Origin of the sequence: Agarivorans sp. QJM3NY_30 (assembly GCF_050870855.2) — a bacterium.
Taxonomy (GTDB): Bacteria; Pseudomonadota; Gammaproteobacteria; order Enterobacterales; family Celerinatantimonadaceae; genus Agarivorans.
Genome location: NZ_CP194038.2, coordinates 3111466 through 3138447, shown reverse-complemented (window position 1 = coordinate 3138447; position 26982 = coordinate 3111466). Strand labels below are relative to the sequence as shown.

The 26982-nt window shown below is 44.3% G+C and carries 27 protein-coding genes; 9 read left to right on the top strand and 18 right to left on the bottom strand.

Translation table 11 applies throughout. The annotated features are described in order from the left end of the window. Positions 1 to 14: 14 nt before the first annotated feature. The gene (locus ACRRSX_RS14225) at positions 15 to 251 is read left to right on the top strand and encodes a hypothetical protein (protein WP_432452531.1); all 237 of its coding nucleotides are present in this window, start codon (positions 15 to 17) and stop codon (positions 249 to 251) included. Positions 252 to 571: 320 nt separating this feature from the next. On the opposite strand, the gene ACRRSX_RS14220 is transcribed toward ACRRSX_RS14225, so the two are convergent. After that, positions 572 to 1771, bottom strand: a complete 1200-nt coding sequence (locus tag ACRRSX_RS14220) for an MFS transporter (protein ID WP_432452532.1) — start codon at positions 1769 to 1771, stop codon at positions 572 to 574. Positions 1772 to 1886: 115 nt separating this feature from the next. After that, positions 1887 to 2843: a helix-turn-helix transcriptional regulator gene (locus ACRRSX_RS14215; RefSeq protein WP_432452533.1), complete on the bottom strand. Its 957-nt coding sequence runs from the start codon at positions 2841 to 2843 to the stop codon at positions 1887 to 1889. A gap of 1120 nt (positions 2844 to 3963) precedes the next feature. Between ACRRSX_RS14215 and ACRRSX_RS14210 the strand changes: the two genes are divergently transcribed. From ACRRSX_RS14210 to ACRRSX_RS14200, 3 genes are read left to right on the top strand one after another with little or no spacing between them, the layout of a single operon-like run. Then, positions 3964 to 4596, top strand: coding sequence for a LysE family translocator (locus ACRRSX_RS14210; RefSeq protein WP_432452534.1), 633 nt, complete (start codon positions 3964 to 3966; stop codon positions 4594 to 4596). 37 nt (positions 4597 to 4633) lie between these two features. Continuing rightward, a complete protein-coding gene (locus ACRRSX_RS14205) occupies positions 4634 to 5818 on the top strand; it encodes an MFS transporter (protein ID WP_432452535.1) in 1185 nt (394 codons plus the stop codon). 58 nt (positions 5819 to 5876) lie between these two features. Continuing rightward, positions 5877 to 6866 carry a diguanylate cyclase gene (locus ACRRSX_RS14200; RefSeq protein WP_432452536.1) on the top strand — a complete coding sequence of 330 codons (990 nt, stop codon included), beginning with the start codon at positions 5877 to 5879 and terminating at the stop codon, positions 6864 to 6866. 134 nt (positions 6867 to 7000) lie between these two features. On the opposite strand, the gene ACRRSX_RS14195 is transcribed toward ACRRSX_RS14200, so the two are convergent. Together ACRRSX_RS14195 and ACRRSX_RS14190 are read right to left on the bottom strand one after the other, a co-directional pair. Continuing rightward, a complete protein-coding gene (locus ACRRSX_RS14195) occupies positions 7001 to 7318 on the bottom strand; it encodes a hypothetical protein (RefSeq protein WP_432452537.1) in 318 nt (105 codons plus the stop codon). 361 nt (positions 7319 to 7679) lie between these two features. Beyond that, positions 7680 to 8573, bottom strand: coding sequence for an EamA family transporter (locus tag ACRRSX_RS14190; RefSeq protein WP_432452538.1), 894 nt, complete (start codon positions 8571 to 8573; stop codon positions 7680 to 7682). A 102-nt stretch (positions 8574 to 8675) separates the two neighbouring features. Here ACRRSX_RS14190 and ACRRSX_RS14185 point away from each other — a divergent pair, with 102 nt between their 5' ends. Continuing rightward, positions 8676 to 10052 carry a PLP-dependent aminotransferase family protein gene (locus ACRRSX_RS14185; protein ID WP_432452539.1) on the top strand — a complete coding sequence of 459 codons (1377 nt, stop codon included), beginning with the start codon at positions 8676 to 8678 and terminating at the stop codon, positions 10050 to 10052. Positions 10053 to 10114: 62 nt separating this feature from the next. On the opposite strand, the gene ACRRSX_RS14180 is transcribed toward ACRRSX_RS14185, so the two are convergent. The 12 genes from ACRRSX_RS14180 to ACRRSX_RS14125 form a co-directional block, all read right to left on the bottom strand. Next, the gene (locus ACRRSX_RS14180) at positions 10115 to 10567 is read right to left on the bottom strand and encodes a DUF1499 domain-containing protein (RefSeq protein ID WP_432452540.1); all 453 of its coding nucleotides are present in this window, start codon (positions 10565 to 10567) and stop codon (positions 10115 to 10117) included. Between the two features lie 46 nt (positions 10568 to 10613). Next, a complete protein-coding gene (locus ACRRSX_RS14175; RefSeq protein WP_432452541.1) occupies positions 10614 to 11036 on the bottom strand; it encodes a VOC family protein in 423 nt (140 codons plus the stop codon). 389 nt (positions 11037 to 11425) lie between these two features. Then, the gene (locus tag ACRRSX_RS14170) at positions 11426 to 12913 is read right to left on the bottom strand and encodes a sodium:solute symporter family protein (RefSeq protein ID WP_432452542.1); all 1488 of its coding nucleotides are present in this window, start codon (positions 12911 to 12913) and stop codon (positions 11426 to 11428) included. A gap of 135 nt (positions 12914 to 13048) precedes the next feature. Then, positions 13049 to 14023, bottom strand: coding sequence for a LysR family transcriptional regulator (locus ACRRSX_RS14165; protein WP_432452543.1), 975 nt, complete (start codon positions 14021 to 14023; stop codon positions 13049 to 13051). Positions 14024 to 14172: 149 nt separating this feature from the next. Further along, positions 14173 to 15117, bottom strand: a complete 945-nt coding sequence (locus tag ACRRSX_RS14160) for a 3-keto-5-aminohexanoate cleavage protein (protein WP_432452544.1) — start codon at positions 15115 to 15117, stop codon at positions 14173 to 14175. A gap of 93 nt (positions 15118 to 15210) precedes the next feature. Further along, positions 15211 to 16398, bottom strand: a complete 1188-nt coding sequence (locus ACRRSX_RS14155; protein ID WP_432452545.1) for an acetyl-CoA C-acetyltransferase — start codon at positions 16396 to 16398, stop codon at positions 15211 to 15213. Between the two features lie 90 nt (positions 16399 to 16488). Next, positions 16489 to 17454: a cyclase family protein gene (locus ACRRSX_RS14150; RefSeq protein WP_432452546.1), complete on the bottom strand. Its 966-nt coding sequence runs from the start codon at positions 17452 to 17454 to the stop codon at positions 16489 to 16491. Between the two features lie 17 nt (positions 17455 to 17471). Beyond that, positions 17472 to 18422 carry a 3-hydroxyacyl-CoA dehydrogenase family protein gene (locus ACRRSX_RS14145; RefSeq protein WP_432452547.1) on the bottom strand — a complete coding sequence of 317 codons (951 nt, stop codon included), beginning with the start codon at positions 18420 to 18422 and terminating at the stop codon, positions 17472 to 17474. Between the two features lie 23 nt (positions 18423 to 18445). Beyond that, positions 18446 to 19261, bottom strand: a complete 816-nt coding sequence (locus tag ACRRSX_RS14140) for an SDR family NAD(P)-dependent oxidoreductase (protein WP_432452548.1) — start codon at positions 19259 to 19261, stop codon at positions 18446 to 18448. 35 nt (positions 19262 to 19296) lie between these two features. Continuing rightward, on the bottom strand, positions 19297 to 19647 hold the full coding sequence (locus ACRRSX_RS14135; RefSeq protein WP_432452549.1) for a cupin domain-containing protein: 351 nt from the start codon (positions 19645 to 19647) through the stop codon (positions 19297 to 19299). Then, positions 19644 to 20303, bottom strand: coding sequence for a 3-oxoacid CoA-transferase subunit B (locus ACRRSX_RS14130; RefSeq protein ID WP_432452550.1), 660 nt, complete (start codon positions 20301 to 20303; stop codon positions 19644 to 19646). The genes ACRRSX_RS14135 and ACRRSX_RS14130 overlap by 4 nt, the downstream gene beginning before the upstream one ends. Before the next feature lie 5 nt (positions 20304 to 20308). Then, positions 20309 to 20959, bottom strand: a complete 651-nt coding sequence (locus ACRRSX_RS14125) for a CoA transferase subunit A (RefSeq protein WP_432452551.1) — start codon at positions 20957 to 20959, stop codon at positions 20309 to 20311. A gap of 421 nt (positions 20960 to 21380) precedes the next feature. On the opposite strand from ACRRSX_RS14125, the gene ACRRSX_RS14120 reads away from it, so the two are divergent. Continuing rightward, on the top strand, positions 21381 to 22808 hold the full coding sequence (locus tag ACRRSX_RS14120; RefSeq protein ID WP_432452552.1) for an esterase-like activity of phytase family protein: 1428 nt from the start codon (positions 21381 to 21383) through the stop codon (positions 22806 to 22808). A gap of 191 nt (positions 22809 to 22999) precedes the next feature. On the opposite strand, the gene ACRRSX_RS14115 is transcribed toward ACRRSX_RS14120, so the two are convergent. Further along, on the bottom strand, positions 23000 to 23617 hold the full coding sequence (locus ACRRSX_RS14115; RefSeq protein WP_432452553.1) for a LysE family translocator: 618 nt from the start codon (positions 23615 to 23617) through the stop codon (positions 23000 to 23002). Between the two features lie 98 nt (positions 23618 to 23715). On the opposite strand from ACRRSX_RS14115, the gene ACRRSX_RS14110 reads away from it, so the two are divergent. The 3 genes from ACRRSX_RS14110 (at position 23716) to ACRRSX_RS14100 (ending at position 25734) form a co-directional block, all read left to right on the top strand. Then, a complete protein-coding gene (locus ACRRSX_RS14110; protein WP_432452554.1) occupies positions 23716 to 24600 on the top strand; it encodes a LysR family transcriptional regulator in 885 nt (294 codons plus the stop codon). A gap of 137 nt (positions 24601 to 24737) precedes the next feature. After that, positions 24738 to 25136, top strand: coding sequence for a GFA family protein (locus ACRRSX_RS14105; protein WP_432452555.1), 399 nt, complete (start codon positions 24738 to 24740; stop codon positions 25134 to 25136). Between the two features lie 115 nt (positions 25137 to 25251). Then, complete coding sequence (locus tag ACRRSX_RS14100) at positions 25252 to 25734, top strand: tetratricopeptide repeat protein (protein ID WP_432452556.1); 483 nt, start codon at positions 25252 to 25254, stop codon at positions 25732 to 25734. A 158-nt stretch (positions 25735 to 25892) separates the two neighbouring features. Here ACRRSX_RS14100 and ACRRSX_RS14095 read toward each other — a convergent pair whose 3' ends face one another. Beyond that, on the bottom strand, positions 25893 to 26777 hold the full coding sequence (locus ACRRSX_RS14095) for an alpha/beta hydrolase (RefSeq protein ID WP_432452557.1): 885 nt from the start codon (positions 26775 to 26777) through the stop codon (positions 25893 to 25895). Positions 26778 to 26982 lie beyond the last annotated feature (205 nt).

Below are 26982 nucleotides of genomic sequence, written 5' to 3'. Positions count from 1 at the left end.
CTAGGAGTGTATAGATGTTAACCCAATTTTGTCAGGCATGTGGTGAACAAACTGAGCATCAACCGTTACTTAAACAAAAACCTTCCAAATATGGCACGACTAAAAAAGAACAAATAAAAGCCTTTATCGAAGGTTTTTTTGCTGGCCAAGCCAGCCCTGTTGGTGCTTCACTGGATCTCATAGACCGTTATTTGGTTTGCCAGAAGTGTGGTCGTAAAACGCTCGCAAACCAAGGTGATGAGTTTCAGTAATCACCCGATAATTCAGAGTCATTGAAGATTAACTGAGCCGCAATATGGCAATTAGCGAAACCCTCTTTATTAAGAATTCATGATGCCTGTTCAGATAGCTTGAAAGCTAGACTCTCCCCAGCATCGTAAAACCATGAATCATCCATCCTGATTTAGTGAGCGCTGGCTGTTCTCATCGAGTAGGGATTTGGTCGGCTGTATCATTGGTCAATCGAAGCCAGCGTATAGCAGCTGGCACGGTTTACTAAAAATATAGCCATCATTTTGCGTTTTGAGTCGCGAAGAAAAGCGAATGAAAGGGATGGATGAACGATTCGTCATTAATTTTCTAACATCTCCTTTGCAGAAGTATCTGTTGCGGAATAAAACGAAAACACACTTAATACCGCTAAGCTCAAGCCAAATAGCAAATAGGGCAGAGAAGGAGAGAGTGTATAAATGAGAGTCGCAGCGAGTGGCGCAAGGCAAGTCCCCATCGCTTGCGCCGCACCTAGGCTTCCTGCCGCAACCCCTTGCTCTGAATTCGTCACTGCATTAGCCGCTAAAGTTTGTATAGAAGGAAATACCATGCCTAGCCCCACTGCAATAAGGGCATACACGGCCATAAGGTGAATGGGAGTCGAGACCCAAAACATCAATACCATGGCTATCGCAGCGATTAATGTCCCAGTGCTTAACCACGTTTTCGGCTGAATATAAACTAACTTTGTAATGACTATTTGGGTGAATATAAGTGCAACTCCTACAGAGGCCATCGCTTGTGCCGATACTTTAGCCGCAGATTGATTGTCTAGGTGCAACACATCAAGACAAAAGAATCCCACTACGATTTGGCAAGTGATCACACAACTCATACTAATAAATGCACTTAACATGGGTAAGCGTAAACGAGGATCAAACAAGCGAACGGTCGCTTTGGGGGCTGCGCTTATCACTTGTGTCTGAGGGAGGCCAAAATAAACGATGAGTAAGGCTAACATTGCTAGAAACCCACCGAGAAATAAGGGGTGAGTTAAACCATCGCCAACAATAAAACTCGCCATGAGTGGGCCAAGAACCAAACCAAAGCCGTTGGATGCACCCAGCAATGCCATTTTGGGCCCTCGAGTTGCTGGTTCATAGTGATCGGCGATGAGTGCGCTATTCGCAACCGGAATGGCTGCAAAAAATCCCCCCATCATGCCTCTTAATACAATAAAAATCAGTAACATCACCCAAATTTCGTTGTGATTTTGCAACGAATATTCCGTAAAAATGGCCAAACCAAGGTAACTTAGAGTTAAACCTAAAGAGCCCCAGAGTAGAATTTTCTTTCGGCCTAAACGATCACTTTTTATTCCCCATGCTCGCGAAGTCATTAACCAAACAAAACCGGCCATTGTGACCATCAGGCCGCTTTGCCACTCAGGCATAGACAGCGCTCGACTGATAGGGCCGATCACCACGGCAAAAATTTGCATGGTCGCGGCGCATAGCATGCTAGCTAACAATAAAGGGAAAAGTTTGATTTGTTTATTCACAGTCTACCTCGAAATTGATTTAATCGAATTAAATGGTAAACAAGGGCAGAAGACCGAACTACTCAAAAAGGGATTATCGGAGGGGGAATGATACTCTATTCTCAATCGACCACGTTTAAGCGCGATAAGACCGAGGGCTTTGACCAAAGTATTTTTTAAAAGCCACTGAAAAATGCCCATGATTGTTGCATCCAACTTGTCCCGCGATATCAATAATGGGGTGATTAGATTCGAGCATAAGGCGCGCTGCTTTGCGCATTCTCAGACTAAGTAAATACTGACCAACCGTTTGTTGGGTGATGGTTTTGAAACCTTTTTTAAGTTTAAAGTCATTTAAGCCAACACGATGAGCTAAGTTTTTTAATGAAGGTGGCTCCTGCATTTCTTGCTCTAATATGTATTTCACCATTTGTAATTTTTGTATGTCCTGTGAATTAAGCACAAGTCGACTTTCATCGATACAATAGCGAATTGCAATCTCATCTAATACAGCACTAAGCAAGTCTTGAATCAGTTCATCATGGTCACGAGTAAGATCTTGAGTTTGATTACAATAAGTGAGTAATTGCGTGATATGTGAGTTAATCGTTCCAGACAACAATATTGGTTCAGGGCTAGGGTTAAGAATATTTTGAAACAACTTGTGCAAACCTAAGCGCTCATCTTGTAAAACAAAATTACGCCAATAAGGTAGTTTAATATGAAGCCCATAGCTGAGATTTAGTTGATGAGCAGCATACTCTGAAAAGCCACATGATTCCGGTGAAAAACTTAAACAAAATTTACCCGCGAAAAAATGTTCGGGGTGTTTCCAACTCTGCATTTTAGAGTGTGATATTCCTTTTTGCATAAAGAAAATAGACACATAAAATGCCCCTAACAGACTGCTTCTTTCAATACGAGTAAATTGCTTAAAAAAGACCTGATTGCGACTAAATGCGACATCGTCGGACAAGTGCTTAGAGTAAAAACTCAAGGCACCAGCGGGATTACAAACCTTAAATTTTAAACCAGTACTTTGATGATGAAATAATGGTTCTACATCTTGATGACCAATGACAATACGTTCCACTTGGTTAACCCATGATAAAAGGGGATCTCATTATTCATCAAAATAGACTCAAACAAAAGTAGTTCTCATTTCTATTTGTTTTGGGTGTCGTTCAGGTTTAATGCCTAAAACATAATAGAAATAAACAACAGATGTATGGACACACCGATGACTGCAAGCACCGCTCCTATGCTCCCAGTTAAGCCTTACATCGCTTCCTAAATGGCGGTTTTTAGTCTTACAAGCTTTTAAAAGGCGATGATTAAACTCAGGTTTTAGGCAAATCAACGGTTAAGAGTCTGGTTTAGCTGGGGGACATAAAAGTTGGGTGTTTTTGCGCGTAAATTCTATCATGAGTTCAATTTTCAATCGCTTGGGTAATTTTTTACCGCTTGTGCTGATTTGAGTCATGTTGATATGAGGGTGGTATTTTAAGCACGTAACGCTTGTCGTGGTTTTGCTAAAAGAGCCTGCAAAAACTGAGTTGTTGGTGAGTCAGCTCTGACATGCTTGTTCCCAGTAAGTCGATTGCGGCGATGATTTCATTTCTGAATGTAGTGCTCACTAACAAGTCGGCCCCATACTTATCTGCGAAATAACTTTAATTATTTAAATAGTTAACCTATGTTTTTTGGGTGTCTACGTATAGTCGTTTCTACGTATAGTAAGGTGTCGAATTAGACTTGAGTCAGATGAAGTAAAGGCAGCTTGGTTTTGATGCGCTTCGATAGTGCCAATTTGTCATTGCTTGTCATCGTGATTGCGGAGCTTAAAGCTTATTGAATTTTGGCTGTTAAATAATTGTTTGATTCAAGCGTGGCCGGATGTGCAATTGCTTGCCAAGACATATTACTTGCTTGATGGCCGGGCTTCACGAGAGGAGCGATAAGCGACAGCGATAAAACATCACATCTAAGTCTATGAGATTGATACATATAGCAATTTTATTATTTGTTTTATTCCTGTTTTAGCTGGTTCTCGATAATTTTTATGAAATATTTTTTCAAATAATACTTTGTTTTTACGCGTGTTAATTAAATTGCGCATTTTGCTGGTAGATTTAACATTAACACTTGTCATACCAGTTATGTTACGCTTGATTTTTTTTTGAGGTGCAGGTGACTATTAGAGTTCTACGACCATGTTAGGGATCACCGATTTTTGGTTGTTTGTGGGATCTGGGATTTTGCTAAATATGCTTCCCGGACCGGATTCTCTTTATGTTGTGGCTCGAGCGTCAAGCCAAGGCTTGAAAGCGGGATCAGTGGCGGCCTTGGGAATTGGTTGTGGGACTTTTGTACACATTTTTGCTGCGGCTTTTGGTTTGTCTGCTATATTAGCCAGCTCAGCTACAGCCTTTACGCTGATAAAAATACTTGGTTGTCTTTATCTATTGTTGATGGGCTTAACCATGATATTCACCAAAGCTAATATTGTCACCAAGGAATGTGCGTTACCAGACAGCGGTTATTTGAAAATTTTCCGCATGGGTTTTTTAAGTAACAGTTTGAACCCTAAAGTGGCCTTGTTTTTCTTGGCTTTTGTCCCCCAGTTTATTGCCTCTAACGCCGACAATAAAGCCTTGGCATTTTTGGTTCTGGGTTTAGTGTTCAATCTCAATGGAATGATTTGGTGTCATTTACTGGCTTGGTGCAGTGTGGTGATTCGTGACAAGGTAGGGGTGAGTGACCAGTTTAGAGACTGGCTTAATCGTTGCCTTGGCGGTTTATTTATGTGGTTTGGGATCCGTCTAGCGCTCGCTAAAATCAGTTAGTTAATGCAAGCCGTTTGGTTTGTATTCAAGGAAGTATATGCATCGTTCTAAAAAGCAATTGTTGTTAATGATGGCATTTTTAATGCCTTTTAGTTTTTCCATTTGGATGGTTTTACTGAATAATTTTGCGATTGAAGTGGCTCAGTTTAGTGGACGCGAAATTGGGATCTTACAAAGCTTACGTGAAGTACCTGGTTTCCTATCCTTTACCGCCATCTTTGTTTTGTTGTTACTTAAAGAGCAAACCTTTGCCTTGTTAAGTTTATTGATCTTGGCGATTGGGATTAGCTTAACTGGCTTTTTCCCAAGTGTGTACGGTTTGTACTTTACCACGGTGCTGATGTCGGTCGGGTTTCATTATTTCGAAACAGTGAACCAATCACTTACCTTACAATGGGTCCCAAAATCTGAAACCCCCGAATTCATGGGAAAAGCAATTGCGGTGCGAGGCGCGGCGGCAGTGCTTGCTTATAGTCTATTATGGAGTTTATTGGAATATAGTGACCTTGCCTATTCCAGTTTATATGCCATGTTTGGTGGACTTACAATTTTGGCGATCTTATTGATTGCTTTACGTTTTCCACATTACACCGCCGAGCACGAACAACATAAAACGCTGATTTTGCGTTCTCGCTACTGGCTGTTTTATACCTTGGTGTTTCTGAGCGGTGCGCGCCGCCAAATATTTGTGGTATTTGCGGGCTTTTTAATGGTCGAAAAGTTTGGTTATTCGGTATCCGATATCGCGCTGTTGTATTTGGTCAATCAAGTCTTAAATATCTTTTTTGCAGGGAAAATCGGTCGTTTAATTGGGCGTGTAGGCGAACGTAAAGCACTCATCATAGAGTACAGTGGGTTATTCTTTGTGTTTGCAGGCTATGCCTTGGTTGAGCAAGCCGAATGGGCCGCAACGTTATATGTGATTGACCATCTATTCTTTGCTATGGCGATTGCGATAAAAAGTTATTTTCAAAAAATTGCAGCGCCCGCCGATATCGCGAGTACTGCTGGGGTGAGTTTTACGATTAATCATATTGCAGCGGTGGTATTACCCGCCTTGTTAGGATTTATTTGGTTATATTCACCTTCTATGGTGTTTTGGTGTGGTGCCGTGATTGCGATTTTATCGCTGATGTTTGCTTTATTGGTGCCTCGCCATCCCACACCCGAATACGAAACCTTACTGATTGCTAAAGTGAAGCATTCAGTGGTTAGTGAGTAACGCAATTGTGAGCTTAGGGTTGTTGGTGTCGATAATAAAGTTGATAGGGATCTAAATAATGCTAGAGCACTTATTGGAACGAATAAACCAAGAAGAGTTCGAGGTTCTATCTCATGACATTAAGTATGCGCTGTTAGAGCATCGTAAATGGTCCCATAAAATTGGTATGGCCTTGGTATTACGTCAACCGATGCACGAGCAAGACTTTGTCGCCGATGATGCGCACTCACATTGTTCCTTTGGTCGCTGGATGAAACATGTCTTGGAAGATGAGCAATTTCATCAACAGGCATTTTTTAATATTGATGACGTTCACCAACAGTTACATGATTGCGCTAAAGTATTGTTGAGTAATTTGGCTAAACGAGGGGAAATTTCTCCTGCCGATCTAGAGTGCTTCTTTCAAATTCAAAACGAGTTTGTGGATATGGTGCTGATGATTTTTGAGTTTTCGGTGATTCATAAGCACCAGTTTGACGACACCACCAAGCTAATGAACCGACGCACTCTTGATATTGTGCTGACTAATGAAAAGCATCGTATGCAACGTGTCATCGGCTCAAATTGTTGCATTGTATTGGCCGATATCGATAAGTTTAAAGATTTCAATGACACTTATGGACATGATGTTGGTGACTTGGTTTTAGCACATACCGCTTCGTTATTTCGCGAGTCAATTCGACGCCATGATACCGTCGCCCGATTTGGTGGTGAAGAGTTTCTATTTATGATGCCTGAAATGAAGCTTGAAGAGGCGACGCAAGTGATTGAAAGAATTAGGTTGAAATTGGCGGAGTCGTCGATTGTACATCAGGGGCGAGAGCTTGGGGTGACAGCCTCGTTTGGAGTGACTCAGCTCAGCCCGTATTATGATATTAAAGATTCGATTAAGTGTGCCGATTTGGCTTTATATGAGGCCAAACGGGCTGGAAGAAACTGCACCGTGATATTAGATGTGGAAGAATTAACCAAGAATATTGAAGTGATTGATCTTGCGAACTTAGATGCTAAATATGTGATTCAAGAATTCTGTTTAAAAGCGAAATAGATATGATTTTGGTGCTTGATGGCGGTTAAGGTCCCGTCGTCGCATACTCTTAATCGTTAATACTTCGCTTAACTTGGTGCTCTATTTAAGAAAACTTAAGTGGCTTTATGCCTTCATACGCGATGCTTTATCTGCTACACCAAGATGGCGATAATGCTACCGACGGTACCGATGGCTTTCAGCACTTGCCCAGCGGTATAGGCACCATCTTCTGTCTCTTCTACTTCGTTAGGTTTATCCATACCTAACACGCCATAACCAAAAGATGTGATAGTACTAGGTTCTGAATCGCTGCTCTTGGTCTCAACTTTATTTTGTTCAAGCTTGGCTGGCCCATCGTTGGCGACTGACAGCTGTGGTTTAGCAGATTCCATGTTGTTGTTCTGTTTTGCTTGCATGGCCGCATTCACTAGATATGCGTTATTGGCTCCGCCTACAGGGGCTATCGACATGAATTGACTCTCCTTTCGATTCTTTTCAACAACTTAGTTATCGACCGCTTGGCAATTAAATTAAGTGATAATTTTACCAATTTAACTTAATTGTACTGTGCCCTCAACCACGCAATAAGTCTTGCGGAACAAAGCTGCGATATGACAAATGTTATTGTAGTCTCTAACCAGATAAATGACATGTCTAATCCACTAATTTGTTAGTGTGATCATAAGCTAATGACTTATATATCCTATACTTTTTTATTTAATGAAGGAGCTGAAAACTGATACCAGATCATGGTTAAGCTGAGAGCCATTTGTCGAATCTAGCGTGCCGTTCCGGGCCCCCTTTTTACAAGGGGGGCAATGTTGTTGTGTTTTATAATGGCTTGGTTGAGGCTGATTTTATCGTAATACCCAAGGGACCGCGGTAAACCACCAAGGCGATCCCAAGTAAGAAGGCGCTGCAAGCCACCCATTGCGTAGGATTAAGTTGTTCCCCATAGACTAAGTAGCCGCTAAATAAGGCAAATACAGAGACCAGTAGCGTAAACGGTGCCATAAGACTCATAGGATATTTGAGTAACATTTTGTTCCAGACCCAATAACCAAATACGGTAGTGGGGTAGGCTTGAAATAGTACCGATAACCATGCCTTGCTGGTCCAATGTTGATAGCTGGTTGCGAGCACATCAACCCCATTAATGAGCACGCTTAAAGCGAGTAGTGGTAGTGGCGCAAACAATATTCCCCAAATGTTAAACGCAAAAGGTGCAGTCGTCCCCGATTGTTTCATAATCACCCCGGCGAGCGGCCAGCAAATAGCCGATATTGAGATCAATAGAATGCCGAGTGGTGTGACATTGCCATTGGTGTAGAGGAGCGATACGATTAATCCGAGCAGGGAAATGCCAATGCCCAACTTCATTCGTGAAGAGATTCGTTCTTTGTAAAACCAAACGCCAGCGAATACGCTAGTCAGCACATCGGTTTGCAATAGCACAGAGGCCATCCCTGAAGATAAGCCAAAGGTGATGGCGCAAGAAGCCATACCCCAGACACCAGTGCCAAAAACCAGGCCATAGGCGATTAAATGGCGCCAAGCAACCTCAGGCCTTTTAATAAATAAAATCAGCGGGAAAGTTGCACACAAGAAGCGCATTGCAGCAACCAATAGCGGATCGATCTCGCTGACCCCCAGTTTGATCATCGAGAAATTAAATCCCCATATGGCCATCACGCTTAGGCTTAACAATAAATCCCTTAGTTTCATCTGGCTTTATCCCTTATCGATATTTATCGCTAGTGTCACTTGTTGAATAAAACAAGTACAGATACAATTATTTATCATATATAGGGTACAGTTAGGCTGGCTATGGCAAAATATAAGCAAATCGCTCGACAATTTATTGATGATATTGAAGCAGGCAAGTTGAGTGCTGGAGTGAAAATGCCCTCGCTACGCCGGTTGGCCAATCAGCAAAGCATTAGTATGACCACCGCGGTGAGTTGTTATCAAGAGCTGGAAGCTCTAGGCTGGTTAGTAGCTCGTCCCCAAGCTGGCTTTTTTGTGAGTGCCCGAAGCCAAAATTTGCGGCAACCAGATTGGCAAGGATTTACGAGCAAGGTGGCTAAACCTAGAGTTCAAGCGCATCGCTCGCAGGTGCCAGATGGTCCTTTGGGAAGAGCGCAATTGGCGATAGATGACAGTACGCAGCAATTGGTGAATAAAAGTCTTCGAGCCGCGATTCGACAAACCAGTGCGTTGTTTGGTGATTATCCAGCGCGACAAGGTGAGCCGGTGTTAAGGCAGGTTTTGGCCGAACATTTTACTCAAAATGGCTTGCTACTGAAGGCCGAAGAGTTGGTGATTACGCACGGTTGTATGGATGCGGTGCGCCGAGCTTTGGAAGTTTGTACTCAGCCGGGCGATTCGGTGGCGATAAGCTCGCCCTGTTATGACGGCTTGCTGGACTTATTGTCAGTGCTGGGGCTACAAATTGTTGAGCTTCCTTCACTCAAAGAGGGGATTGATTTAGCCCAATTAGAAGCGCATTTACAACAGGGGACAGTGCAAGCGGGTTTATTCTGTACTAGCCATATGAACCCGCAGGGGATCACCATGTCTGTTGAGCAGAAGCAACGCTTGGCGAGGCTTGCTGCAGATTATAAAACCCCTATGATTGAAGATGACATATACTTGGAGCTGTCTCACCAAACTCAAATGCCACTGCCAGCCAGCTATTATGATCAATCGGGTTATATGCTCTGGTGTGGTTCGGTTTCAAAAACCTTGTCAGCCAGTCTTCGTGTTGGATGGTGCCGTCCTGGTCGTTATCGACAGGCGTTTATCGAACGAAGTTTTGGGGTGTCGACCATACTCCAATTTGCGTTAGCTGATTTCATTGACAAAGGGGATTACGCTAAACATATGAAGCGAGTACGTTATCAGCTTCAGCAACAAAAACAGCACTACCTTGCCTACCTGACTCAGCACTTACCTCCGTCGAGTCGCATCACCGCTCCTGATGGTGGCTTAGTATTATGGTTGCAGATCCCGGGGTTAGATCCTCAGAAACTAATAAAGCTTGCTCAAGGTGCTCAATTGGATATTCGCGTCGGCCAGCTGTTTACTGCATCGCAACGTTATCAAGACTGCTTAAGGCTTAATATGGGTTGGCCACTAGATCAAAACCTAAAGCAACAACTCGATAGATTGATGGCAATCATGGGTCATAGTGTGCATTGCTAATTAAATTGCAAGCCACTTAAGGATTCTGTTGATTTCACGATAATGATGACGCTGTTGTCAGTCTATTTTGTTTGATTGCTTAATTCACTGCGAATATGTTCGATGCGTTGGCGATTTACTCCAAAATCATAATATCCGAGGCGCGCTGCGGAGCGAACATGGATTAGGATGTGTTCGTTTTGTTGAGCAAGCAGATAGAACTCAACATCATCAACAAAGCCAAATAATGCGGAGTGAAATTCTACTCGCAGGTAGTTGATTTGTTGAGTCACTATATGGCTACGCTTCTCGGCTTTGAGGATCTGTAGTAAACGCTGTTGTGCCTGCAGCATCGTTCCTTGGTAAACTAAAGGCTGAATATAGTTGCCATCGTTTGCCGCTTGGCTGATTACGCAGTTAGGCGAATCGGGACAGGCTTGCAGCAGTTGTTGATGCACGCCAAGCATTGGTGCGCTACCCGAGCAGGCAGTGAGTAGCCATAGGCTTGGCAGTAGGCAGAACACTTGTTTCTTCATCCCTGATCCCTTTTATTTAGCTCTAAAGCATTGCCAGTCGATGCGATTAAGCGGTTCGTATTGCGATGGGATGATCTGGTTTGAGTTGTAATAGATCCCAACGGTTTCCATATAGATCTTCAAACACAGCGACTAAGCCATAATCTTGCTGCTTGGGTTGACGTATAAACTGAATACCATCACCGAGCATACGCTGATAATCTCGCCAAAAATCATCGGTATTTAAAAATAAGAATACTCGTCCACCGGCCTGATTGCCGATAAAATCCTGTTGCTCCGGCTTTGAGGCTTTGGCCAGTAACAAGCTTACTCCCTGAGAGTTTGGCGGCGCAACCACCACCCAACGTTTATCTTGTTCGGCTTGATAGCTATCTTCGAGTAACTCAAATTTTAGTTTGTTGACGTAAAAATCGATGGCTTCGTCATAGTCTTTCACGACCAAGGCGATATGAACGATACTCTGCTTCAAAATGAATTCCGTGCTGCTAGGAGAGATATCAAAGCATAGCTTATTTGGTGCTGTCCTGCTCAATATTTATCTTTTAACTAATTGAAATGACAGAACATAAGTGTATTAATCTGAAGATGTTCAAAGTATTGGCGAACTGAGCGACAGGCATAGAAAAGAGTAACCGGATGGTTACTCTTTGAGAAAAATCTACTCAGCTTGATTGGCGAAATAGACGGAAAAACAGTAAAACACAAGCCCAACGGCGATAACGCCTAACATCCAATAGGTCGTTTGATCCATGCTTTAATCTCCCTTGAACATGTTAAAAACTTTGGTGATGGTGACCGAACAAATCACGATGATCATGATGACGCAAAATGCGTTTAAGGTCAGTGTGGTGGCGATATTCATAGTACTTCTCCTTCGATAATCGTAGGGACATCAGATTTGGCAAAGAGCGGTTTGTCGCTGTGTTTGACTAAACCAAATAAAATCAGGGTGCTTAGTGAGGCAACAATGGCTACCAGGTGAGCGTTTTCGAGAACGCCCATTGCTGGGAAGAGTTCAACAATGGCGTTTTTTAGCGGTGTAATAGACCATGCGCAGTTAACCGCCCAAGACCATACGACAACGGTAAAGGCTGCAGAAGCATTACGTTTCCAAAACAAACCGGCCAAGATAATAAAGAATAACGGGACTAACCAAGCAAATAACCAAGTAATCGCCTTAATCACATTGGGTTGGTTGAATAAAGTGAGTCCAGCAGAAATGATTCCAATAATCAGGATGATAGCTTGGATCATCTGCTTTTCTTTTAACGGGCTCAGTGGTTTTTTACTATTGGCGCCAACAATATCTTTGGCAAAAATAGTTGCGGGTGCGAGCGCAGACATGGCAAAGGTGGATAATAAGGCTCCTAAAAATCCTGCTTGTACTAATACCACTAACCACGTTGGCAGTAACTTTACCACCATGGTTGCCCCCGCAAGTTTAGGTCCTAATTCGGAAAACTCTGGAATGGTGGCTGCAGCTAAACCGCATAATACAGGGAACACCCCAAACAACCCGTTAATGGGGGCGGCTATCCATAATGAGCGACGAATGGTACGCTCATCTTTGGCCGACATCGCCGCTGCCATCCCTTGCTGATTAACCGATTGAGCGAAAACCACAGAGAAAATCGCGGCTAAAGCAAAGCCAAACAATAGATCGGGGGTCGCAAAGATGCTTAATTTAAATGTTTCACCGTGTTCTACATAGTATTGCTGTACGCCTTCCCACCCCCCTGGAAGGGCAAATGTAAGGTAACAGCCAGCTAAGATGATTGAGCCATACATGATCACCGCGTTGACTAAGTTCACCCACATGGTTTGTTTGATGCCACCCATCATCACATACGCTGTGCCAATTGCCGCACCAACAACCGCCGACCAGCCGAGAGACCAACCACTAATGGCGGAAATACCTATGCCCATTGTTTGTGTTTCTAAGGTCACCAAACCAAACACCACCATTGCTCCAACACAAGCGGTAATCGTTCGTAGTTGTTTGCCGTACATGGTACCAATCAGTTCGGGAATGGTAGAGCAGCCTAGGCGACGCACCCAGCGGCCAGTGCCAAGGCAGATTACACACATCAGAATGGTGTGCGCAAAGCTGAACCACAGCGCTACAGCCCCAACGCTAAACGACATTTCCATTAAACCGTAGACATGCGCAGAGCCCAAGTAAGTAATGGCCAAGGTTATAGAAAACATCGCAAGATTTGCATCTCGTCCGCCGTTTGCCATATCCATTACCACACCAGACTGTCTTTCTTGTTTATTCAGGTATAATCCTATGCCACCGATAACGACCACATTGTAGATTATTACCATGATTAAAACGGTATTCATTTCTTACCCCTTGTTTCACGTTTATAATGTTTTTTTTATTATCAACTATTCATATAAATAGTTTTTTAAGATGATCACTTTTATAAAATTGTTTTATTTCATCCATGGGAATGGTTTTTTCATGGGTGGTGATCGCTACTTCATTTCATTTATTTTTTCTCTGTTTCTAGAGAGTAGGAAGTCTTTAAATAACTTAGTTGAATGGGTCATGAATCGTTGTGGTAAATAATAAATGTTTAAAAACCAATCATCAGTGTCATAATCGGGAAGTAAACGAACTAAGCGTCCTTCATTAATGTGCCTGGTGACGATGAATTCGGGAAGGTAGGTAATCCCAGAGGAGCGTAGGCAGGCCGATAGCATCATTTTTGCGTCAGACAATTCGACATATTTTTCTAGCTTGATTGGAACCGCCTCATTATTGTCTTTATAGATCCAAATGTTTTGGTTTTGCAGTGCCTTAGAATAAAGGCAACGGTGATTTCTTAATTCGTTAAGAACCAATGGTTCTCCATTTTTTCGAATATACTCTGGCGAGGCTACCGTAATAAATTTTTGAGTGAGTAAGTTTCGCCGAACTAATAGAAGATCGGCATCTTTGCTTTTGGCGTTGCCTGATATGGCCGAAATAATAAAATCGTGATCTTTGTAATGTTCCATGCCGCGGGGCGTGACTGTGAGTTGTACATTCACCAAAGGGTTATCTTCCAAAAATTCGCTGACGATTGGCATCACCACATTTTCAGCATAAATTGGGGTACAACAGACACGTATATTGCCTCGTGTTTCGGTGGTGAAATGGGTTAGTTCGTTGATCATTAAATTAATATCATCGGTAATTTCAGAAAATTTACTGTATAGAAAATTGCCGGCTTCGGTTAATCGTTCATTGGGATTATTTCGTTGGTATAAACTAATACCTAGATCTAATTCTAAGTCATTCAACCAACGCGAACCGGTACTGGTTGATATATTTAGTGTTTCAGCTGCTTTGGTGATGGAACCAGCATTTATCAGTTCAATAAAAAATAACATTCTTACAAGTTGTTGTGGGTCAATGTTATTTGCTTGGTTGTGTGTGCAGCCTTTTTTGAAGTTTTCATCTAACATAATGTTCTCGAGTTATTAAATGGTTAGACGTATCTTATTGAACTTAACTGTTGTACTTAATCATCCATGTTCATTATTGAGCTCTAGCTCTAAAAATGGGGAGTTTAATTAAAATACCTCCCCAATAGGCATCGTATAAATCGAGTGACTTAAGACGAATAGTTTTTCCAGCTTGGGAAGTTAGCTTTGTTTAACTTAAGGATCTGTCGCGCTTCATCAGGAGTCGCAATTTGTAAGTCGTTACAGGCAAGCATGCGCTGAGTGCGCTCAACAAATTCAACATTCGATTTTGCCAATTGGCCTTTACGGTAGTACACGTTGTCTTCCATACCGACTCGTATGTGACCGCCAAGTGCAATACAAGCGTTGATAATTGGCAAATGGCCTCGTCCAATACCTAATCCGCCCCAAGTGAAGTTGCTTCCCCAGTGACGACGTACTTCATCGAGCATTTGCAGTAAGATGTGCACTTCGGCAGGTGAGCCACCAGGCGCTCCGAGCACAAATTGAAAGTGAGGTGTTAAAAATGGGTTGTGTACTTCCGGTTGACCTTCCTGTTGGGCTTTTTGGTTTTGTTTGTTGATGCTGTTGCGATAAAACAACACGTTATGGATCATGCCAATGTCGAAAATTTCTATTTCAGGGGTGACCTGAACTAAAGGCATTTGTTGTGCGAGTTTACCTAGAAAAACCGGATTATTTTCAAAAATACAGCTGTGAGCCCAATTCATGGTACCCGCATCAAAGGTGGCGATTTCAGGGCGTAATTCCTGGAAAGGTAGCATACGCACTTCATCTTCAAGACCCAGCCCTCCAGATGTGGTCAAGTTGATGACGATGTCGCATTTAGCTTCTCGGATATATTGAACGGTTTCACGAAACGCATTGATATCCATCGATGCATTTTGCTGTGTATCACGCACATGAATATGCGCAATGGATGCCCCAGCAGCATGGCAAGCGATGATCTCGTCGGCTTGTTCACGTGGTGTCACAGGGACGTCAGGAAACATCTCTTTCTTCGGCCATGCACCAGTGCACGCGACGGTTAATATTCTTTTGTTTTGTAAACTCATGATTAAATTTCCCTTCATTTTGTCCTCCTGACCCAAATTCAAGGTGCACTGAAGCAAACAAGCAATGTTGTCTATTTCGTATACCTTGTTTTGGGTGTGGAGAAGTGAGTGTTAGTTAGGTCGTTTCACAATAACGGCAACTCCCTGGCCACCGCCGATACATAAGGTGGCAAGGCCATGCTCTTGTTTACGCTTGACCAGTTCATTGACCAGCGTTACCAAGATGCGAGCACCTGAAGCACCAATTGGATGGCCAAGTGCGATGGCACCACCGTTGACGTTGGTGATGCTTGGATCAAGATCAAGACCTCTTGTTACGGCGAGCGCTTGGGAGGCGAAGGCCTCATTTGCTTCGACTAATTGGATGTCGCGAATGTTTAAACCCGCGTTTTGTAGCGCTTTTGAACTCGCAGGAACAGGGGCATACCCCATGGTTTGAGGATCGACACCGGCAGAAGCTTGGGCGACAATTTCAACCAAAGGTTGTAGTTTTAGTTCAGCTGCTTTTTGCTTACTCATCAGAACTAATGCCGCTGCGCCATCGTTTAAGCCCGAGGAATTTGCAGCGGTAACCGTACCGGAACCGTCTTTGATAAAGGCCGGTTTCGGTTTCGAAATACTGCCTAAGCTTGAATCAAAGCGTGGAAATTCATCGTTATCAACCACCACATCGCCTTTACGTGAAGAGATCACGACTGGGGCGATTTCATCTTTAAATCGTCCCGATGTGATCGCCGCTTCTGCTCGGTTTTGCGACTGAAGGGCGAAGCGGTCTTGCTCTGCACGTGAGATATCGTACTGTTTGGCAAGGTTCTCGGCAGTGATGCCCATATGGAATCCGCCAAATGCGTCGGTTAAACCATCACACAGCATGGTATCGGTTAACTTTGCATGGCCCGCTTTGATGCCGATACGATGGGATTGCAATAAGTGACCAGCATTCGACATCGACTCCATTCCACCAGCAACCACTATATCGACCTCACCAGTACGAATTTGATTGGCTGCTTCCATCACTGCTTTTAAACCCGAACCACAGACCATTGACACGAGACTGGCAGTTTTTTCATCGGGGATCCCAGCTAATTTGGCGACTTGCCGAGCCGGATTTTGTCCTAGGCCTGCAGAAAGCACATTTCCTAAAACCACATGGTCAACTTGCTCAGGTCGAATGCCTGCCGCTTCAATCGCCGCTTTGACCGCGACAGTGCCAAGTTCTATCGCCGATACATTCACAAATGCACCGAGATAGCTACCAATTGCAGTGCGTTTGGCACTTACAATGACTACATCTTTCATATTTGTAACCTCAAAAAAAGATCCCGCTGCTACCTCACTCTAGGCAAGAGCACATTGCTCATCCCCTGAGCAGAGGGATCAAACTCGATATTAGTGATCGCCAAATGGATAGACACGATCGGCAACTGGATTGACTTGGTTGTCATCAATGATGGCCATCAGGCGAGTCATCGAACCGTCACCGCAGTAAAGGTTTAACGGTGTGCCAATAATGGTGCAGCGTTTGCCTGCAATTTTTGCCACATTACCGCCAACGTTTTCCCAGCCAACTTTACCGTTGCCTAGTAATAATTTATGGCAGGGCTCCCATACACCGTTGCACAGGCCTTTCGATTCAACTAAGCCATACAGATCTTGGTATGCAGCTTCGCCATGGATTTCTTTATACAGCTCACGATCAAAGTGGGCGTATTCCTCAATTCCAAATTTGGCAATATATTCTTCTTTGAGTGGTAAACCGGAATAGCCTTCCAGATTCATTGAAAGATGTCCGGCGCACTTCTCTGCAATAGAGGTATGCAGTGGGTGGTCAAGGGCTTGTTGGTCAACTCCCAGCGCTTTAATGTCGTGGCGTACACACCAGTGGCCCACTGATGCACCGACGCCAGTGGCATAATGGTAGTATTGTTTGCTGTCGTCCCATTTCTGAGCCATGCCGGTATATATGATGACAATCATTCCTTGTAGCTCTTGATGCGTGACGCCGGTCTTAGCCAATGCTTCATCTAGATGTTCGGCTTTGATTAGGGTCCATTGCTCAAGGTGAGAAAGGTCCAGGCATACGGCGTCGCCGCAATAGGCACTGAGTTCCATTTCATGGGTATAGCGAGCTCGCCGACCATCAAACTCAGTTTCAATCACATGACGGGGGGAGTCTGCGTGGGTACCGCAGTGCATTGGCATTTTAAAATACTGGGTCAGAACCCCTGATTTTGCCAAGCCGTGTGCTCGAGAGACTTCTGGCTGAGGAAAATAAGGCCACTGTGGTGATTGGTTGCCAATTGGGTGAGACAAATCAACAATGGTTTTACCCTTAAAAAAGTTATGGTTGGACATCTTGTTTCTCCGTTAAATTAGGCGTTCTGTTGTCTGTATTTAGTTTGATCAATCAGGTATTGAAATAGTCGATTCTTTGATTCTGTAGCAGAGGCTTCGCTCCAGTGCTGGAAGCCTTCTCCAGTTTTGAACCCTTGTTTCCCTTCGGCAACTAGTTGCTTTAGCTTGGTACTTGGCTCAAGTCCTGAATACAGATGTTCAAAGATATAGTTGTGAATATTCAAGCTGAGTTCGGTTGAGACCATGTCTGCGTTTTCAAACGGTGCAATTTGTGGCAGCCGAAAACCGAAAGAATTTTTGATGCACTCATCGATGGTATTTGCATCGGCAATCCCTTGATCGAGCATGTAGAAGGCTTCACGCCATAGGGCGTGTTGTAATCGATTGGCTAAAAATCCTGGAACATCTTTTTTGCATTCGGCAGGGGCTTTACCGCACTCCTGCAACAAATGCATCGCGCTACTAACAATATCATCGCGGCTTGCTTGAGTACGGATCACCTCTACCAGTGGGATTAATACCGCTGGATTCCAAAAGTGCATACCAATCACCCGGTCTCGTTTTTCGACGGCAGCGGCAATTTCGGTGATTGACTTGACCGAGGTGCCAGAGGCAAAAATACATTCGGGCTTGGCGTACTCTTCCATCTCTTTAAAAGTGGCATGTTTGATTTCCATGACCTCTGGTACCGATTCGAAGATTAAATCGGCATCTGCATAGGCTTCAATGGCATCAGCAGTCACTGATACGCGATCGAGAATGCCATCTTTTTTGCTCTCATCGAGCAGGCCTTCGCGAACAAACATATCCAGTTGAGCTGACATATCCTCAATAGCGGTACAGTTTGAAACATTGCGGGTTTTGATGGTGACGTTACGACCACCGCCGGAAAATATTTGAGCGATACCCACTCCCATCATTCCCGATCCACCCACAATGGTGATGTTTTTGATATCTAAACTATTCATTTATGTTTTCTCTTATTGATTGCTTAACCTGCGGTACAGCCGCCATCGACGTAGATGATTTGGCCGTTAATAAAATTCGCACCAGCAGAAGAGAGGAATAACACCAAGCCGATCATGTCTTTTGTTTCGGCGACACGCCCCATAGGCAATCGAGCAAGAAATGGCGCGATGCGATCGGGATCTTCACAAATTTCTTGGGTGAGTGGTGATTTGATCAGGGTGGGCGCTATTGCATTCACATTGATGGAGAAGTCTTGTTTAGCGCCTTTGATTGCCCATTCGGTAGCAAGTTGTTTGGTCAGCGAATCAACAGCTGCCTTGGATGCTGCATAGGCAGCATAACCGTCGGGGTGGCCACAGAATCCACGTACACTTGAGGTATTCACAATTTTGCCATGGCCTTGCTGCATGAAGTATTGACCAAACACTTGGCAGGGCACTAAGGTGCCAGTGACATTAACGTTTAATACTTGGTTAAACTTGTCGACGGGTATTTCTTCTGCCGGGGCACGAAAGGCCATACCAGCGTTATTAACCAGAATGTCGATGCGCCCATAGGTTTCATGTACTTGTTTCACAATTGCCTGTTGTGCCTCAACACTGGTTACATCGCCACAAATCGCTGTACATTCCCCACCCACTTGAGCAACACTGCGCACCGTCTCTTCTAGAGTTTCCATACGACGTGCCGTGACGATTGTTTTGGCACCGTGTAGTGCAAATGCCTGAGCATAGGCTGCCCCTAGGGTGCCGTTGCCGCCGGTAATCACCACAACTTTGTCTTGTAGGTCAAAACATTTACGGGCGAATTCGTCGCTCCAACTTGATGTCATCACCATTTTTATTTCCTCGTTATTTGATTTAAATCGTTTACTTATGCTGAGACCGTGACTAAAACCACCGCATCGGTATTGCTGCTATTCCACATTTTTCGTTTTTCATTTGGCTGCAAGCTAATGGATTCGAAACGATTGACTACATAGCTCTGGCCAGCTTCATTTTCGACGGTAATTTGACCCTCGATAACGAAGTAACTTTTCTCGGTGCCAGCGCCAAATGTGCCTTCTCCGTATTGCCAGTCGGCTCCTCCATCGGCCTTAAAAGTCGACAAGCCTTGCCAGAACTTTGTGAGGCCTGTGTCTTCGCCCTGAACTTTTAAACAGGACACATTGAAATGCTTGGGCGGTTGGTATTGGTTTAGTGTTTCCAATTGCGATAGCTTCATTTTTCTTCTCCAAATAGCTTGATAGATCCAGCGATCACCAGTTCGGTTCCGGTTTTTTGAATCACTTCTTCAACGCTGGTGTTATAGGCAATTTCTAGTAGTAACAAGCCCGCTTTCGTGGGTTTAATCACCGCTAGTTCGGTAACGATGAGGTCGACACAATGGCTTGCTGTGAGTGGCAGGGTGCATTGATTAAGAATTTTGGGCTCACCGTTTTTATTGCAATGAGTCATCATGATGATGACTTTCTTGGCCCCGTTCACCAGATCCATTGCACCGCCCATTCCGGCCACCATTTTTCCGGGGATCATGTAGTTAGCGAGATTGCCATGTCGGTCGACTTCCATGGCGCCAAGAACGGTTGCGTCTACGTGTCCTCCACGGATCAGCGCAAACGATAGGCTCGAATCAAAATAAGCCGCACCGTGGCAAGCCGTCGCGGCTTGGCCGCCCGCATTGGTGAGGTCCCAGTCTTCTTGCCCTGCTATAGCCGTCGAATCCAGACCGACCATGCCATTCTCTGATTGAAAGATGACGTGTTTTTCAGGTGCCACAAAATCTGCCACCAGAGTGGGCATGCCAATCCCAAGATTCACCAGGTCTCCAATATTGAGTTCTTCAGCGACGCGTTTAGCGATAAGGTTTTTAATTGACATATTGTTTACTCCACGATGAAATCGACAAGAACCGACGGCAGGGTAAATAACGCTGGTTCGACATGGTCGTAATCGATGATTTGCTCAGGCTCTACCAGAACCAGTTCGCCAGCGGTTGCCATCACAGGATTAAAATTGGCGGCGGTTTTGTTGAAGCTGGAGTTGCCGTATGGGTCGCTCAGATGGGTACGAATTAGTGAAACATCTGCTTTAAGTGGTTCTTCAATTAGGTAGCGTTGACCTGCCACTGTGACTTGTTGTTTCGCGTCTTCGACCAGAGTATTGAGCCCTGTTTTGGTTAAGACTCCACCAAGACCAGCTCCCCCTGCGCGAATTTGCTCGGCTAAGGTGCCTTGTGGGATTAACTCAACCTGCATTTCTCCACTATTCATTTTTTCACCGGCAATTCGATTTAAGCCGATGTGGGATGCAATTAACTTACTTACTTGACCATTTTTAATGAGTTTGCCGACGCCTTTGTCTGGTAGACCTGCGTCGTTACAAATAACGGTAAGATTGGTGATATTTTTTTCTACCAGGGCATCGATCAACTTCTCTGGCGTACCAACCGTCATAAACCCGCCAACCATCACCGTCATCCCATCTTGGATATGTGCGATGGCTTGTTGGGGGCTAAGAGTTTGTTTACTGAGCATGACTTCTATCTCTGTCGCAATGAACTTGAGGCAGACTTTACGCCGAAGAGAATTGGAACAAATAGCGTCAGCGGGAAGGGGGCTTGCATTGTTGGGAGCGGATCTACGATTGAGCTCACACATTGCTTTTCTGGCGGTTGGCGGTCACACATTTTGCGGTCTTTTTTGCGCTGATGGGACTCGCGGTTCCATTCATGCAAATTTTATCCGAGTGAGTTCATACAAAAGTTTGATGATTTTGATGAACCATTTTTATCGTGCTGTAGCTTGGGTAGGTATTTTTGTCACAACAAGAGCAGCGGTGCTTCGAAAGGTTTCCGCACAACGGCATCGTTGAGTGGTCATTAAAATGTCATAGCCGTTGATTAGGCTAGGGAAAGAGTCACCAAACACGGCAGTTTTAACAGTAAAGGGAACGACCATGAGCAATCAAGCCTGCTTAGCAGGAATCATTTCAGCGAGCCTTTTAGTTGCTTGTACCCATTCAGCAACTACAGCGCCAACTACAGCGACCGGTTTTGTAGATAGTTTTCCTCAGCAGGGGAGTCGTCTGCCTTACACGGTATTGCGAGATGATCTTATCGACGCTAAAACCAGTTTACCCTTGGAAATTCGTAATGGTGGTTTTGGCTCGGCCATGACCGGCAATCCAAATCAAGCGAATCAGTTTTACGCACTGACCGACCGAGGTCCGAACGCGAATTACAGTGGTGATTACGGGAAAGGGAAGAGCTTTCCAACGGCTAGTTACACGCCGCGGATCGGCTTATTTGAAGTGGCTGAGAATGGCGAGATCAGCCTCCTAAAAACTATTTTGCTAAAACGGCCAGATGGCAGCCTTATTTCAGGTTTACCCAATAGCTCGGCATTGGGTGGGACAGGTGAAACGCCTTATCATGCCAATGGCAAGCCAGTGTTGGTGAATGACAATCGGCCTTATGATGCGCAGCGTAATCCAATTAAGCTGGATGATTTTGGTTTAGATGGGGAAGGTTTAGCAGCCTTGCGCGATGGTACTTTCTGGGTGAGCGATGAATATGGCCCACATCTGGTTCATTTTGATGCCAATGGGGTGGAACTTGAACGGATGAATGCGTTTCAAAACGACAAGCGGGCGACTTACCACTTGCCTGCGGTGTTTCAGCATCGACGTGCCAATCGAGGTATGGAAGGTTTAGCAATTACGCCAGACCAAAGCACCTTGGTGGGGATCATGCAGTCCACCATGAAAAATCCTGATAAAGCGGCACAAAAAGGCGATTTGACTCGTATCGTGAGTATTGCCTTAGCTAATGGCAAAACTGAACAGTATTTATATCGTCAGCAGAAAAAACAAAACTCAAATTCTGAGTTGGCGGCTTTGACCAGCCATGATTTTCTAGTGATAGAACGTGATGGTGGTTTTTTGCTGGGCGGGCCTAAGGGGGCTAGTAAAGCCAACCCCAAAGTGCAGAAACAAGTGTATCGCATCGATCTTCACAGCGGGACGCCGCTTTCTCAAGTGCTTTTATCGGCTTCAGTGACCCGCGATCCCAGCCTTGGATTACTGATTGACGGTCTAACGCTGGAGCAGTACAGCGTTAAATATGGCTGGGATGGCCTGGCTAAGCACGGGATTAAGCCGGTGACGAAAACCTTGGTGGTGGATATGGTACAAGCCGTTGCCTATCCACACGACAAGATGGAAGGCTTGTGGGTGATTGATCAACAGCATCTGGGGGTGCTGAATGATGATGACTTCGCTACTTGGTCAACGAAGGGGAAGTTAGAACAAAAACATCTCGATGCCAACACGGTTGATCACAACCACTTGTATATCATTAAGGCCGATCTTTTTGGCGTAAAATAGCCGATTGCTTGCAGCATCCGGCGAAAATAATTTGACTTTGTTGCTTTATAAAGTAGCACTGGGTGGTCGATATTCGACTCACCCAGTGGATACTGCTGGTGATTATTCAAGTTTTTTAGCTTGCATTCAAATCGCCCTCGAGAGAGTAAATGAGACAAGTTTTTTTGTTATCCTGTTGCTAAAATATGCGGTTACAACTGTTTACTGGCTAACAGTGCAGCGCCAAAAGAAACTAAGCCAGCACCGCACAGTTGATTGATCCGCTGCCCAAAGCGTTGAAAAATATTTGAGCTCCCTTTGCTGGTGACAACAAACGACAGCAAGCTAAACCAAATCCCATGGAGCAGGGCAATGTATAAGCCATAGACGATAACGAAGCTGAGTGTACTGTTGTCTGTAGTGAGCAGTTGGCTAAATACACTGAGAAAAAACAGCATCGTTTTTGGGTTTAGTAAGTTACATAAAAACCCCTGCATCACATATTTGCCAGCAGTTTGATGGGGTTGTTTTGCATGTTGCTCACTGATTTGGGTTTTTGAAGCGAATAAGCCACAGATCCCTAAGTAGATAAGATAGAGCGCGCCTATATATTTGATGGCGTTAAACAGAAAAATATTTTGTGAGATTAGGTGACTAATCCCGAATATAGAATAGCTGCTATGTACGCAGATACTGAGCGCTATGCCAAGCGCGGTGAGCATGCCAGCAGTTCGGCCCTTAGCCATGCTGTTTTTAAGCACTAAAACAAAGTCAGAACCGGGACTAACAACAATAAGAAAACCAAAAACTGCTAAACTCAAAAACTCCATAACTTCCCTGATAGGTTGAGGATTTGAATTTATTGTATCTATTTTTAGTTTATATATAATCGAAAATACGTCACAACAACTGTGAGAAATACTCACTCATGAGGCATTTAAAGGCGTTTCATGTTTTTCATATCGCCGCTCAGTCGAGCAGTTATAGTGAAGCCGCTAAAAAACTCTACTTAACCCATGGTGCCATTAGTAAACAGATCAAAGTGTTGGAACAGCATTTACAAAAGCCTTTATTTATCAAGCAAGGGCGACGAATGCAGCTAACAGCGCAAGGAAAAGTTCTGAAACACTATACTGATGTGGCGTTTGATGCGCTTGACAATGGTGCCAAGCAAGTGATTAGTATGGATGAGCATCATCTTGAAGTGTCCTGTGAGCCAACCTTAACCATGCGTTGGTTAATGCCGAGGCTATCGCAGTTTCACCAAAGCTCAGGGATTGATGTCCGGCTCTCTACCGCTGGTGGTGCTATTGCCTTAAATGAGAATGGCCTATCGATGGCGATCCGGCGTGATGATTTTGATATCCCCGAAGATTATGGTGTTCACCCCTTAGTCGAGGAATGGGTTGGGCCGGTGATGTCTGCGGCTTACTGGGATAAAGTTCAAGCAGATCTTACCAAGATGACTTTATTACACTCCGAAACGAGAGCCAGTGCATGGCAGGATTGGTCACAACACTCTTGCCATGTACTGCCAGTACATCCGTTTGAAAAGACCTTCGAACATTTTTATTTTTGCTTGCAAGCTGCTGCAGATGGTCTTGGGGCTGCAATGGGCTCTTATCCGTTAGTGGCCGATGATTTAGCTTGCGGTCGTTTAATTGCTCCTTTGGGTTTTATCTTGTCAGGGCATCACTATATTTTACTTAGTTGTCGCAATGAACTTGTAGAAGATGAGGCTCAGTTTTTAGCCTGGTTGCAGGACTGTATGCGTCGATCTTGTCCCGAAGGTTTGTCTGGTAAGCGAATATGATTTATTGGCCACCGAAGATGTTTGAGATTGAGAGATCTTCTTGCCGTTGCCCTATTGTGGTTTTGTGCTTTAATTGATCACCGCTTCTCGAAAGTATTTTTCCTGAATATATCTGCTTACAAACTTTGGAGTATTGAATGCGTCAAATCAACGGTAGTTGTCATTGTAATTCAGTACAATGGGCGTTTGAATTACCGATTAAAACGGTGGTCAAATGTCATTGTAATAGTTGTCGGAAATTGCAGGGCTCTGATTACAGTACATGGATTGTTGTGCCTCAGGCACAGTTCGAAGTGATTAAAGGTCATGAATATATCGCTAAATATAATGCCACAGAGTCATCCAGTAAGGCATTTTGTTCTAATTGCGGTTGTTCAGCATATTTGGTTAATGGTAAGCATTTCCCAGAAGACTTTGTGCTGCCTCTCGGCTCAATTGATCACTATTCAGAAGCGCTGGCACCGCAAATTCAAGTGTACACGACCGACAAAGCCGCGTGGCTAAAATTACATGATGATGAACCTGTATTTAGCTAAAGCTGTCACCCTTACAGCATTGTATGTAGTAAGGGGGCTTTTTGTATAAAACAAAGGTCGCAAACAGAGTCTGTTATGCGCCATTGTTTGATAACTTATAAGTGTTTAAGTATTTATGGAAACAGTAATCAATCGGGCTATTGCTTTGCGTAAGGACGGTCTGTACCAAGAATCTCGATCTTTGCTCGAAAGTTTGCTTAAGGATCGGACATTCGCGGCCAAAGCTCACTTGCAAATTGCATGGTCGTACGACAATCAAGGCAAAGAACAAGCGGCAATTCGGCATTATAAATTAGCCTTATTGGGTCCACTTTCTGCATCCGAATGCTTTGATTGCTTATTTGGTCTCGCAAGTACTTATAGAAGTCTCGGTGCTTATGCCGAAGCTTTACTTTACTTTGAGCAAGTTATGAATGAATATCCTGAGTCAATTGAAGCTCAGCCTTTTTATGCCATGTGTTTGTATAATGTGGGTCGCCACAAGGAGGCCATTTCATTGCTGCTTGAGCTCTTGGTTTCAACCACAAATAGTGGATCCATTCAAGAATACCAAGCGGCTATTTTGTTATATGCCAAAGACCTCGACAAAATTTGGTAAGCACAATTTGCTCATAAAATGGAATGACATACCCAGTATGGCTTGTGGTTAAAGTTGGTGTCTACTGACCACTTGGGGTTCAACGATGAAGCAAGCTTGGCTTCATCTGAACCTGCCAGTACTTTGATTATTCTAGGGGAAGACTAGTGGCTTACTGTTCACTCGCGATGTTTTGAAGATAGAGGCGTGATGCTAAGTTTTTGCTGAATAAAGGCTAATAATTTGTCGGACTGATCGTGGAAGTGTTCAATGGAGTCATGTTGTGCCCCTTCAACAGCCATAATTGTCACCGACTGTTTGTCTGTAGCATTCTGTTGAATCAGTTGCATATCGCTGATCGGGACCACCTTATCTTCCGTGCCGTGGGCCAGTAATACTGGACAGCGAAGCTCGCTGATTCGGTTCATCGGGGCAATATCTTCGAAACGAAATCCTATCACATGTTGAATGTAGTTTAAGATCTGCGTACGCATGAAGCGAGGCAACCAGGGTTTGTCTAAATGGCGCTTCATTAGCAGGTTGGGATGTGCAAAGCCCGACAGGCCTATTACCAAATCGATGTCATGGCGCCGGGAAGCACTCAGAATAGCTGCCGCCGCGCCAAGCGAATGGCCTAGGACCACCAGTTGATGGCCAGGGGAGCGCTGTTGAAGCCAATCAAGTGCGCAGCCAAGATCTTCAGCAAAGCGCGGCAGTGAGGAAAAACTGTCTCGGTCACTGCGACCATGATTGCGCGCATCATAAAGTAGCACATCCATTCCGGCAGCGTAGAAGGGTTGCGCCAGTGGTAGCATCATTTCGGCGTTTGCCCCCCAACCATGCACGATGACCAGAGTACATCGACTGTTGTTGGCGGGCAGAAACCAGGAAAACAGTTGTTTACCGTTTACGCTGCTGAGCCATTGCTCTGAGAAGTTCATCCCCAGCGCTGCGGGGGTCGATTGTTCGATGATCCGTGGTGCGCGATAGACCCGATGCAAGATCAGCGGAAAGCATAGTAGCAGGCAGGCAAGTACGACTGTCAGGAGTAAAAATAAGTCCATGGATGATGGCTTAAGCGTTAAGGTTTAGGCCAGCATTATAGCAAGCGAAACATCTGCGCGAGTGCGTGAATGTCTTAGTTTTTGAGCTTGAGTTTTTGAGCTTGAGTTTTTGAGCTTAAGTTTTTGAGCTTAAGTTTTTGAGCTTAAGTTTTATGATTGGCAGGCGATTGCTAGACAGCAAAAAGTCTGGATTAGTGATATCAAG